This is a genomic window from Marinobacter arenosus (assembly GCF_019264345.1).
Classification (GTDB): Bacteria; Pseudomonadota; Gammaproteobacteria; order Pseudomonadales; family Oleiphilaceae; genus Marinobacter; species Marinobacter arenosus.
In genome coordinates, this window is the sequence record NZ_JAHVAO010000005.1 from 87,777 (window position 1) to 99,414 (window position 11,638).

Genomic DNA, 11,638 nt, shown 5'->3' on the forward strand with positions numbered 1-11,638 from the left:
GTGAACTACACTGGAACCGGACAATAATAACGAAGGAAAGGACCCTGACCATGGCCGCAGCGAATCAGGACAGCTCCCGCCCGCACAACACCCGCGCGATCATGACGTTCCTTCGGGAGCATGCCCCCTTTTCCAGCATGGACGACAATCACCTGGCGCATTTCGCTGAACACGCCACTCTGCGTTTCTACGCAGACGGCGATGAAGTGATTTCCCCGGACGACGGGGTGGTAACGCGGTTTTACATTGTTAAGCAGGGACGGATTCGCGGCGAACGCCACAACAAAAAGGAAGACCGGACCGATACCACCTTCGAAATCAGCCAGGGAGAGTGCTTTCCCCTGGCCGCGCTCATTGGCGAACGGCCCACCCGCACCCTGCACCGGGCGTCAGGCGACACATTCTGCCTGAGCATTGAACAGGACGCCTTTATCACCCTGTTCTCCGAAAGCGATCCGTTTCGGGACTTCTGCCTGCGGGGGGTGAGCAGCCTGCTGGATCAGGTCAACCAGCGAATCCAGTCCAGCGCCATGGCGTCGATCGGCTCCAGCAATACCCTGGACACGCCCCTGGAGCGCTATGCCCTCCGAAACCCGATTGTGTGCTCCCCGGACCTTCCGGTAAGAAAGGCGGTGGCACGCATGCACGACAACAGCGTGGGCAGCATCATCGTCACCGACGACAACCGGCACCCGGCCGGCATCTTCACCCTCCGGGACCTGCGCACCATGATTGCCGAGGAGAAAGGTCCGCTGGACACGCCGATACGCCAGGTCATGACCCCGGATCCCTGCTGCCTGCCCGCCCACGCCGACGCCTTCGAGGCCGCCATGCTGATGGCGGAGCACCACTTTGCCCACCTGTGTGTGGTCGATGATGAAAACCGCCTGATCGGCGTGGTATCGGAGCGGGACCTGTTTGCCCTGCAGCGGGTCGATCTCGTCAACCTTGCGCGCACCATCGGCACCGCCACCCACCTGCGCACCCTGGTCAGCCTGAGAACCGATGTGTCGAGACTGGTCGATGCCATGCTGGCCCACGGCGCAGATTCGGGCCAGGTGGTAAAAATCATCACCACCCTGAACGACGTCACCGTGCGTCGGGTGCTGGAACTCAACATCAAAAAGAACGACCCCGGCGTTCCGTTCACCTGGCTGACCTTCGGAAGTGAGGGCCGACAGGAACAAACCCTGTTAACCGACCAGGACAACGGCATCCTGTTCCAGACCCCAGAGGGCATGACCGAGGACCAGGTTCGCGAGAAACTGCTCCCCTTCGCACAGACAGTGAACCAGGAACTCGCTGAGTGCGGTTTCACGCTGTGCAAGGGCAACATCATGGCGAGCAATCCCAAGCTCTGCCTCAGCGATCGCGAATGGGACGACTGGTTCATCCGGTTTATCGACGCCTCGACACCACAGAACCTGGTCTACTCCTCCATTTTCCTGGACATGCGGGCCGTGTTCGGCCCCACCGAGCCACTGCACCGTCTTCTGGATAAGGTACTTTCCCGCATCCGCAAGAACGCCCTGTTCCAGAAAATGCTTGCCGGCAATGCGTTCCAGCGCAAACCACCACTGACCATGTTCCGCAACTTCCGCTACGTTTCCGATGGCAACAAGCACGCCCTCGATCTCAAGCGTCAGGGACTTGCCCCGTTCGTTGAATCGGTGCGGGTGTTTGCGCTCGCCAACGGCGTGGAAACGGCGAACACGCTGGAGCGAATGGACGAACTCGCCAGGAAAGGTGTATTCGACCCGAAAGATGCCAACGCATGGAAAGAGGGCTACAGCCTGATCCAGGCCATTCGCATGCGATCCCACCAGGAAATGCTGAACCGGGGCGAGGAATTGACCAACTACATTGATCCGGACGACCTGAACCCGCTGGACCGGCGAATTCTGCGAGAGTCCTTCCGGCAGGCACAGCGTCTGCAACAGAAACTGGAAGTCACCTACCAACTCTGAAGGCCGGCCTGAACCATGCTTGAGCAGATCAGACAGTGGATAGAACGGCATCGCGGTGGCCGCGGTACCGGCCTTGATTCGGAAAACCTGCCAAACCCCAAAACCCCGGGCGACCAGCTGCTGTCAGACAGCCGCCTGATCGTCCTCGACCTCGAAACAACCGGGCTGAATGCAGGCAAAGACGAGGTGATCGCGATTGGGGCCGTCGCCATTCGGGGCGGCGTCATTCACCTGGACGACCAGTTTGACCTGATATTGCGGCGCCCGGAACTGGACATCACCGAAACGGTGCTGATCCACGGCATCGGCCACGAGGCCCTGACCCAGGGTCACGAAACCGAGGACGCCCTGCTCTACCTGCTGGAATGGATGAACGGCGACCCGGTACTGGCGTACCACTCGGCGTTCGACCAGAAATTCCTTGAAAAAACCCTGCGCAGCCAGTTGGGCTACACCGCAAGCCATACCTGGATGGACGCTGCGGACCTGTTACCCGTGTTCTTCCCGGACGCCAAACCCGGTGGAAAAGGACTGGACCACTGGGCCGATTTCTTTGGCCTGGAGGTCAGTGCCCGGCACAATGCCGCGGCCGATGCCCTCGCTACCGCCGAACTTACCCTGATCGCCCTGAACCGTGCACGAAAGGAAGGCATTAAGACTCTTAAGGAGCTTCACGACAAACTGCATTACCACCGCCGGCTGAAAAACATGCATCGGTTCTGAACAATTACGGATCGGGACTCACAGAAAGGTCGAAATCGGCGGCAAATGACTGAGAATTAGACCTTTTGCCAATATCTATCTATCCCTTGACCGGTAAAGTCAGATATGACACCAAGTCGGAGAGTTACTATATGAATAATAAATTCTCTATCCGGAAAACCACATATAAAAAACACCCAACCTCCACAACAACAACACAGGAGTGAATCCTATGTCAGGTCATAGCTACGACGCTGAAAACTACTGGAAGGCGAACCTGCGCCTGATAATCGGGAGCCTGGTCATCTGGGCCCTCGTATCTTACGGCTTTGCCATTCTTCTCCGCCCCATGCTGGCTGGTATTCCCGTCGGTGGAACGGACCTGGGCTTCTGGTTTGCCCAGCAAGGTTCCATTCTCACGTTCATCGCCCTGATTTTTCACTACGCGTGGCGCATGAACAAGATCGACGAAAAATTCGGCGTGCACGAGGAGTAAGAACGAATGAGCCAATTTGCTATCAACATCATCTTCGTAGGGGGCTCATTCCTCCTCTACATCCTGATTGCTATCTGGGCGAAAGCCGGTAGCACCAAGGACTTCTACGTCGCTGGCGGCGGCGTTCATCCGATCACCAATGGTATGGCGATCGGTGCAGACTGGATGTCAGCGGCATCCTTCATATCCATGGCGGGCCTGATTGCCGCCGGTGGTTATGCCAACTCCACCTTCCTCATGGGTTGGACCGGTGGCTATGTGCTACTCGCCATGTTGCTTGCCCCGTACCTGCGGAAATTTGGCAAGTTCACTGTGCCCGAGTTCATCGGTGACCGCTTCTACAGCAAGAATGCGCGTCTGGTGGCCGTTATCTGTCTGATCGTGGCTTCCGTAACCTACGTAATCGGCCAGATGGCGGGTGCTGGTGTTGCGTTCTCCCGCTTCCTGGAAGTTGACGCCACCATGGGTCTGATGATCGCGGCCGTTGTGGTCTTTATCTACGCGGTACTCGGTGGTATGAAAGGGATCACCTACACCCAGGTGGCCCAGTACTGTGTCCTGATCATCGCCTACACCATCCCTGCGGTGTTTATCTCCCTGCAGCTGACCGGCAATGCCATTCCGGGCCTCGGCCTGTTCTCCACCCACGTGGATTCCGGCATGCCACTGCTCAGCAAGCTGAACCAGGTCATCACCGACCTCGGCTTCAACGAGTACACGGCGGATGTGGACAACAAGCTGAACATGGTTCTGTTTACCCTGTCCCTGATGATTGGTACTGCGGGCCTGCCGCACGTCATCATCCGCTTCTTCACCGTACCCAAGGTTGCTGACGCTCGCTGGTCTGCCGGCTGGGCTCTGGTGTTCATCGCCCTGCTGTACCTGACAGCGCCTGCGGTTGCTTCCATGGCACGTCTGAACCTGATGACCACCATCTACCCGGACGGCACCTCCGCACAGCCGATCCAGTACGATGATCGTCCGAACTGGGTGAGGGAGTGGGAAGTTACCGGCCTGATCCAGTTCGAAGACAAGAACAACGATGGCCGCATCCAGCTGTATAACGACAGCCCGGCCTTCGAATCCGAAGCTCAGGCACGCGGCTGGGAAGGTAACGAGCTGGTTGTTAACCGGGACATCCTGGTACTGGCCAACCCTGAAATTGCCAACCTTCCGGGCTGGGTTATCGGTCTGATTGCAGCAGGTGGTCTCGCCGCGGCACTGTCCACAGCGGCAGGTCTGTTGCTGGCGATCTCCTCCGCGGTCAGCCACGACCTGATCAAGGGTTCCATTAACCCGAACATCACGGAAAAGGGCGAACTGCTCGCAGCGCGGATATCCATGGCGGTCGCCATCGTGGTTGCCACCTGGCTTGGGGCGAATCCTCCCGGCTTTGCGGCACAGGTTGTGGCACTGGCATTCGGTATCGCCGCTGCATCCCTGTTCCCGGCGCTGATGATGGGTATCTTCTCCAAGCGGGTTAACAACACCGGTGCGATTGCAGGCATGCTGACCGGTCTGGGCTTCACCCTCGCGTACATCTTCGTGTACAAGGGCTGGCTGTTCATTCCGGGCACCAACAACCTGCCAGACACTCCGGAAAACTGGGTACTGGGCATTTCCCCGCTGTCCATCGGCGCGGTTGGTGCAATCGTCAACTTTGCGGTAGCCTTCATTGTATCCAACGCAACTGAAGAACCGCCCGTTGAGATTCAGGAGCTGGTTGAAAGCGTCCGTTACCCCCGTGGTGCCGGTCAGGCTCAAGACCACTAAGCTACAACCCGACCTGATTCATTGAACTGACAGGTTGTACTGAACGGGCTTCCTCGATGAGGGAGCCCGTTCTTTTTTGAGGAAACGATTGTATGTTCTGGACCTTTGTCGCCACTGTATTCTGCGGCCTGGGCGCTGCCGGTATTGCCCTTGGCATCCGCACAGTCACCCGCAATAGAGCCCCGAAGTGGATTATCCCGGTGTTTGCCGGAATGGGGATGCTCGGCTACCTGATTTACGGTGAATACACCTGGTATGACCACAAGAAAACCCTGCTTCCGGACGAGGCGGTTGTCGTCAACACTGAATCCGACAGCATTCTCTGGCGTCCCTGGACCTTTGTCTTCCCCTATGTCACCGCATTCTCGACCGTGGATACCAAAAGCATTAGCCACGATACCTCCAACTCGGATATTGTCCGCTTTACCCTGTATCGCTTCGAACAGAAAATGACTGACGCCGTGTCACACCGGATCCACATTCTCAACTGCGAATCCCGGGAACTGGTTCCACTGGGCTCCGACGGTACGCCCCGGGTGGATAATATGAAGGTACTCGGTACCTCCGACACTCTGCTGAAAACAGTCTGCACCGGTTGAAGGGCCGGTAGCACAATGCCCGCACCCGATGGAATCGCTTTACCATGATTAGTGCCTGGCTGCTGGTTTTAATCTCTTTCACCTACATCTCGATTCTGTTTGTCATCGCCTGGGCCGGTGACAAACACCCGGGACTCTACCGCCGCCGCCTGGCGCGCACGCACATCTATGCGCTCTCTCTGGCGGTTTACTTCACCTCCTGGACCTTCTACGGCGCGGTTGGCCGGGCGACCCAGGAAGGGCTGGGCTTCCTGCCCATCTATCTCGGGCCACTGCTCGTCTTCCTGTTCGGTGCGCCCCTGCTGCGCCGCATCATCTACATCAGCAAGCGCAATAACAGTACCTCCATTGCCGATTTCATTGCCTCCCGATACGGCAAATCGCAGCTCCTGGCCGCGATGATTGCCACCTTCGCCCTGATCGGAAGCGTGCCCTACATCGCGCTTCAGCTGAAAGCGATCTCCATGGGTTTCAACGTCCTGTCCGAGACCGGCACTGGATCTTCAGAACTCAGCACCGTGGCGTGGAATGACTCGGCCTGGTACATCACCCTCGCGCTGGCCGTCTTTACCGTGCTGTTCGGCACTCGCCACCTGGAATCCACGGAACACCACCGGGGCATGATTCAGGCGGTTGCCTTCGAATCACTGATCAAGCTGGTCGCCTTCGTGGCCGTAGGGCTGTTCGTCGGATATGGTCTTTATGGCGGATTTGGCGATTTGCTGGACCGGGCACGTGACGCCGACCTCATCAGCACCCTGACCACGGATGGGCTCGAAACCCCGGCGTTCATTACCCAGACGCTGGTGGCCATGCTGGCCATCATCTGCCTGCCCCGACAGTTTCACGTCATGGTGGTCGAGAATACCGATCATCGGGATTTCGAGGTTGCCCGCTGGGCCATGCCGATCTATCTGGTTGTCGCCAGCGCGTTCGTGCTGCCGATTGCCGCTGCCGGCCTGCTGGCGCCTGAAGCCGCTAACGTCAACCCCGACATCCTGATCCTGCAACTGCCGATCATGGCGGGCGAGGAATGGCTGGCGATCCTGGCGTTCCTCGGCGGAGGCTCCGCGGCTGCGGCCATGGTCATTGTCTGTTCGGTCGCGATCGCGACCATGGTCAGCAACGAAATCATCATGCCGGCCCTGTTGAAGTTCTTCCGCCCGGGAATGAACCGGCGCGCGGACCTGAGCTATCTGCTGCTGAGCATCCGCCGTGTCGCCATCTTTGTGGTTCTGCTCACCGCTTATGGCTTCTATCGCATGGCAGGCGAGGACTACAGCCTGACCGCCTTCGGGCTCCTCTCCTTTGCCGCCGCTGCCCAGTTTGGTCCGGCTCTGGTGGGGGGCATTATCTGGCGCCGCGGCAATTACATGGGCGCCGTCTGGGGCCTGGCTCTGGGTTTCCTGATGTGGTGCTACACGCTTCTGCTGCCGGCACTCGCGTCCACCGGATGGGTGACCGACACCCTGATCAACCAGGGCCTCTGGGGGTTGAGCTGGACCCGTCCAACGGCCCTGTTCGGGTCGGACCTGGACCAGATCAGCCATGGCATTATCTGGAGTCTCGGGATCAATACCCTGACCTACACCGTCCTGTCGATGCTGACGCGCCAGCGGGTGCGGGAAAAGATCCAGATTGCTTCGTTCTTCCACGATCCTCAACCCAAGGCAGAAACCGCTCAACATCAAAGCTGGCAGGGCGAGATCCTGACCTCGGATCTGCAGGCGCTGACGGACCGGTTCATGGGCGAGGAGCGTTCGGAAACCATTTTCCGCAATTACGAACGCCGCAATGCCATTCGCCTGCATCCGCACCGCCCGGCCTCCGGCCACCTGATGAAGTACATAGAACGCCAGTTAGCCTCGGTGATTGGGGCGTCCACGGCCCGCGTGGTTCTGGAATCGACCCTCACAGGTCGCGACATGCAGATCGAGGACGTCGTCAGCATCGTCGACGAAGCCTCCCAGGCCATGACCTTCAGTCGTGAGCTGTTGCAGTCGGCCATCGAGAACATCAGTCTCGGGGTGTCGGTGGTCAACCACCAGCAGCAACTGGTGGTGTGGAACCATCGTTACCTGGAACTGTTCACCTACCCCAAGGGATTCGTCCGGGTTGGCCGCCCGGTGGAAGACCTGATGCGTTACAACCTGACGAACGCCAACCTGTCTGCCCGACGCATCGATGACATCGTCTCCAACCGCTGCGCCAGCATGCGGGAAGGCAAACCAATGTCCTACGAACGCCAGCGCCCGGACGGCACCGTTCTGAGGGTTGATGGCAGCCCGATTCCGGGTGGCGGCTATGTCACCACTTTCCAGGACATCACAGCCATGCGCCGAACCGAACAGGCGCTGAAAGAGACCAATATCTACCTGGAGCAACGGGTCAAGGAACGAACCCAGGAATTGCAGGTCATCAACGAGCAGATGCTCAAGGCAAAGTCGGTCGCGGAACAGGCAAACCAGAGTAAAACCCGATTCCTGGCCTCGGCCAGTCACGACCTTCTGCAGCCCCTGAACGCGGCTCGCCTGTTTACCTCGGCCCTAGCCGGCAAATCCTCCGATAACGAAACCAAGGATCTGGTTGATCACATCGACAGTTCCCTGGGCGCCGCCGAGGAAATCATCAGTACCCTGCTGGACATCTCCAAACTGGACGCCGGGGCACTGGAACCGGACATTGGCGTTTTTCCCGTTAACGACATCCTTCGCCACCTGGCGACGGACTTTTCCGCCATCGCCAAGGATCAAGGGCTGGACCTGCACGTCGTCCCCAGTTCTGCCTGGGTCCGCTCAGACGCCAAACTGTTGCGTCGGGTGGTGCAGAATTTCCTCTCCAACGCCATACGCTATACGCCCAAAGGAAAAATACTGCTCGGCTGCCGCCGGCTCAAAGGCTATATCCGGATCGATGTGTGGGATACCGGCCCGGGTATTCCGGAAGACCAGGTTGCCCATATCTTTGAAGAGTTCCGGCGCTTTCATGCCGGCCGAGACAAAAAAGGCCTGGGCCTGGGGCTGGCCATTGTCGACCGGATCAGTGGCATGCTCAATCACCCGGTGACCGTGCACTCAATCCAGGGCCGTGGCAGTCTGTTCGGTATCACCGTTCCGATAGCCGCTCCGGAAACGCGCGAGCCCGCCAGTGCCAAACCATCGGCGGGTTCCCGGCGCGTTTCCAGCCTGGGTGGCCTGCACGCGCTGTGTATCGACAACGATCCCGCCATTCTCCAGGGCATGGTGGCGCTATTGGGCAACTGGAAATGCGATGTGACAGCAGCAGAGAGCCTGGACGATGCGTTTGAGAAACTTGATGGTCGTACCCCGGAAATCATTCTGGCCGACTATCAGCTGGACGATAACAAGAACGGCCTGGATGCCATGGACAGGCTTCGCGAAGCGGTCAGCACTGACATTCCGGGCATACTGATAACCGGCTACATGGCGCCTGAGGTTCGCGAAGACGCCGTAAGCCGCGGCTACCATATTCTCTACAAGCCCGTTAAGCCGGCGGCACTCCGAGCCCTGGTCAACAAGTTACTCAAGCAGAAACGGTCATGACGGATCCCAGCAACAAAGCCGGTACATTTGGCAAGCTCAGCTACCTGATCATTGATGACTTCGAGAACTTTCGACTTTCCATGCGTCAGATGCTGCGGAGCTGCGGTGCCGACAATATCGAGCTGGTCGCCAATGCGACACAGGCCATCCAGCTTTGCACCTACAATCACATCGACGTTGTGCTGTGTGACTACAACCTCGGGGAAGGTCGGAATGGCCAGCATGTGCTGGAGGAGCTTCGGCACAAGAAACTGCTCAAGCGATCATCCCTCTTCCTTATGGTGACTGCGGAAACATCGAAACAGATGGTTATGGGCGCCCGGGAAAACCAGCCGGACGGTTACCTGACGAAACCGATCAACCGCGCCTTACTCGAACAGCGGTTGAGCGCCCTGATCGATCAGCGCAATGCCCTGTACCCCATTAACCGGGAGATCGATCGGGAAAACTACCCGGAGGCCATTTCCCTGTGCCTGCAGGCACTTCCCAGGCAGACACGCTACAAGACCTGGTTGATGAAAACCCTCGGCGACCTTTACTACCGTCTTGGCGATCTGGCCCACGCAGCGAAGGTCTATGACGAGGTACTCAGCCAGCGAGAACTGTCGTGGGCCCGACTCGGCCGCAGCAAAGTTCTGCTGGCGAATCGCAGCCATGACCAGGCCGTCGACAGCCTCAAGCAATTGATCATCAATCATCCGGACTACATGGAAGCCTATGATCTGCTGGCCGATGGCCTCGAGCGTCAAGGCAAAATGACCCAGGCCCAGCGGGTACTCGAACAGGCCATCGAACATTCCCCGAATGCGCTGTTACGCCAGCGACACTTGGCAGAGCTGGCCGAGGCCAACCAGGATATGGAAACCGCGTCCGAGGCTTGGCGACGTACCGTTTCGCTCGGTACCCACTCCATCCACGACTGCGCCGAACATCACCTGGCCCTTGGACAGAGCCTCTCTGACCTGAGCGAGGGCGATCGCGAGCCCGAAGGCGTGGATCGCGCCAATGAGGCCATTTCCGTGTTGAGCCGGATGGAGAAACGGTTCTCGGATCGGGAAGACGTGGGATTGCGAAGTCGCATCATTCAATGCCGGGTGCACGCCGGCCAGGGTAACCAGCAAACGGCAGAGAAGCTTCTTGCTGAGATTCGGAACGATATTGAGAGCACAGACACGCTCGATCCCGACACCGGGCTCGATTACGCCAAGACACTGTTCAGAGTCGAGCGGGACAGCGATGCCAAAGCCTTGCTCGCCCAGCTCGCCGAGCGTTTTGCCGACAATGCAGAGGTGATGCAGAAGATTGAGAACCTTTTGGACGAGCCCGTCGGATTCCGACAGAAACTTCAGGCCCGCACGCTCAACCGCGATGGCATAAAGGCGTTCGAAGCCGGCCAACTGGCAGCCGCCGCGGACGCCTTCACGCGAGCGCTGGCGGTGGTTCCGGACCACGCCGCCCTGAACCTGAACCTGGTTCAGGTATTGATGAAGGAGTACGAGACGGACTCCTCCAATCCGGAACTCCTGAGACAGTGCAGGGACTGCCTTAATCGCCTTGAGGGGCTTCCCCAGCAACATCGTCAGCATCGACGGTACCAGGCATTGTGCCGAAAACTGGAAGGACTGACAGCATGACCGACGTGCAAGAGCCGAAGAACCCGGGCCGACTGGTCGACCAGGGCATAGACTTCTCCATGGTCCTGGCGTCCGCCGTCCACGACATGAAAAATTCACTGGGCATGCTACTGAATTCTCTCGACGAGTTACGAGCGGATTACGAACAGACCCTTAACGAGTCATCCCGCTTCAATACCCTCCAATACGAAGCCGAACGGATGCATAACGACCTGGTTCAATTACTGGGCATCTACCGGCTTGGTGAAGAGAACCTCTCGGCTCACATTGAGGAGCATTTCGTCCCGGACTTCCTGTCGGAACATCTTGCCCGACACACGCCCCTTCTTAACGGCCTGGGCATTGAATGTCACATCGAAGCGCAGGACATCAACGGTTTCTTTGATGCGGACCTGCTGACCGGCGTGCTCAACAACACCATCAACAATGCCTTGCGTTACACCCGAAGCAGAATTCGGCTTACGGCAGAAGAGCGCCGCGGCTATCTTGTCATTGGCGTCGAAGACGATGGTGAGGGCTACCCGGAAAGCATGCAGCACACCGGGACACTGAGCTTCAAATCTCTGGACTTTAACAGCGGTAGCACAAGCCTGGGTCTGTTCTTTGCCTCATCCGTCGCCAGGCTTCACTGCGAAGGCGATCGGACCGGCTCCATCACGCTTCATAATGGTGGCAGCTTGGGCGGCGGCGTTTTCGAGATCTGGCTACCCTGACCGCGGGCCTACTTTTCTGCGGGCAATAAAAAACCCCAGCTTCGAAGAAGCTGGGGTTTTGGTATTAGGAGTCTGACGATGACCTACTCTCACATGGGCAATGCCACACTACCATCGGCGCAGGCCTGTTTCACTTCTGAGTTCGGGATGGGATCAGGTGGTTCCAAGCCGCTATGGTCGTCAGACAAAAC

The 11,638-nt window shown here is 58.4% G+C and carries 8 protein-coding genes and 1 rRNA gene; 8 read left to right on the forward strand and 1 reads right to left on the reverse strand.

What is annotated here, in order from left to right; genetic code table 11:
- Positions 1-50 precede the first annotated feature (50 nt).
- The 8 genes from KXD86_RS18640 to KXD86_RS18675 all read left to right on the forward strand — a co-directional run bounded on the left by KXD86_RS18640 (position 51) and on the right by KXD86_RS18675 (position 11,447).
- Positions 51-1,967 carry a putative nucleotidyltransferase substrate binding domain-containing protein gene (locus KXD86_RS18640; RefSeq protein WP_218637644.1) on the forward strand — a complete coding sequence of 639 codons (1,917 nt, stop codon included), beginning with the start codon at positions 51-53 and terminating at the stop codon, positions 1,965-1,967.
- Between the two features lie 15 nt (positions 1,968-1,982).
- A complete protein-coding gene (locus tag KXD86_RS18645; RefSeq protein ID WP_218637645.1) occupies positions 1,983-2,690 on the forward strand; it encodes a 3'-5' exonuclease in 708 nt (235 codons plus the stop codon).
- Between the two features lie 211 nt (positions 2,691-2,901).
- Positions 2,902-3,165: a DUF4212 domain-containing protein gene (locus KXD86_RS18650; protein WP_218637646.1), complete on the forward strand. Its 264-nt coding sequence runs from the start codon at positions 2,902-2,904 to the stop codon at positions 3,163-3,165.
- A 6-nt stretch (positions 3,166-3,171) separates the two neighbouring features.
- A complete protein-coding gene (locus KXD86_RS18655; protein WP_218637647.1) occupies positions 3,172-4,938 on the forward strand; it encodes a sodium:solute symporter family protein in 1,767 nt (588 codons plus the stop codon).
- 92 nt (positions 4,939-5,030) lie between these two features.
- Positions 5,031-5,537, forward strand: a complete 507-nt coding sequence (locus KXD86_RS18660) for a hypothetical protein (RefSeq protein ID WP_218637648.1) — start codon at positions 5,031-5,033, stop codon at positions 5,535-5,537.
- A gap of 44 nt (positions 5,538-5,581) precedes the next feature.
- Positions 5,582-9,100, forward strand: a complete 3,519-nt coding sequence (locus KXD86_RS18665; protein ID WP_218637649.1) for a hybrid sensor histidine kinase/response regulator — start codon at positions 5,582-5,584, stop codon at positions 9,098-9,100.
- Positions 9,097-10,734: a response regulator gene (locus KXD86_RS18670; protein WP_218637650.1), complete on the forward strand. Its 1,638-nt coding sequence runs from the start codon at positions 9,097-9,099 to the stop codon at positions 10,732-10,734. Before KXD86_RS18665 ends, KXD86_RS18670 begins: the two co-directional genes overlap by 4 nt.
- A 32-nt stretch (positions 10,735-10,766) precedes the next feature.
- Positions 10,767-11,447, forward strand: a complete 681-nt coding sequence (locus tag KXD86_RS18675) for a sensor histidine kinase (protein WP_218637656.1) — start codon at positions 10,767-10,769, stop codon at positions 11,445-11,447.
- 70 nt (positions 11,448-11,517) lie between these two features.
- Here KXD86_RS18675 and rrf read toward each other — a convergent pair.
- A 5S ribosomal RNA gene (rrf, locus tag KXD86_RS18680) occupies positions 11,518-11,632 on the reverse strand.
- Between the last annotated feature and the right edge of the window lie 6 nt (positions 11,633-11,638).

Bases quoted from the DNA above. Each gene is read 5' to 3' on its own strand.
- KXD86_RS18640 (WP_218637644.1), top strand. From the start codon at position 51: ATGGCCGCAGCGAATCAGGACAGCTCCCGCCCGCACAACACCCGCGCG.
- KXD86_RS18645 (WP_218637645.1), top strand. From the start codon at position 1,983: ATGCTTGAGCAGATCAGACAGTGGATAGAACGGCATCGCGGTGGCCGC.
- KXD86_RS18650 (WP_218637646.1), top strand. From the start codon at position 2,902: ATGTCAGGTCATAGCTACGACGCTGAAAACTACTGGAAGGCGAACCTG.
- KXD86_RS18655 (WP_218637647.1), top strand. From the start codon at position 3,172: ATGAGCCAATTTGCTATCAACATCATCTTCGTAGGGGGCTCATTCCTC.
- KXD86_RS18660 (WP_218637648.1), top strand. From the start codon at position 5,031: ATGTTCTGGACCTTTGTCGCCACTGTATTCTGCGGCCTGGGCGCTGCC.
- KXD86_RS18665 (WP_218637649.1), top strand. From the start codon at position 5,582: ATGATTAGTGCCTGGCTGCTGGTTTTAATCTCTTTCACCTACATCTCG.
- KXD86_RS18670 (WP_218637650.1), top strand. From the start codon at position 9,097: ATGACGGATCCCAGCAACAAAGCCGGTACATTTGGCAAGCTCAGCTAC.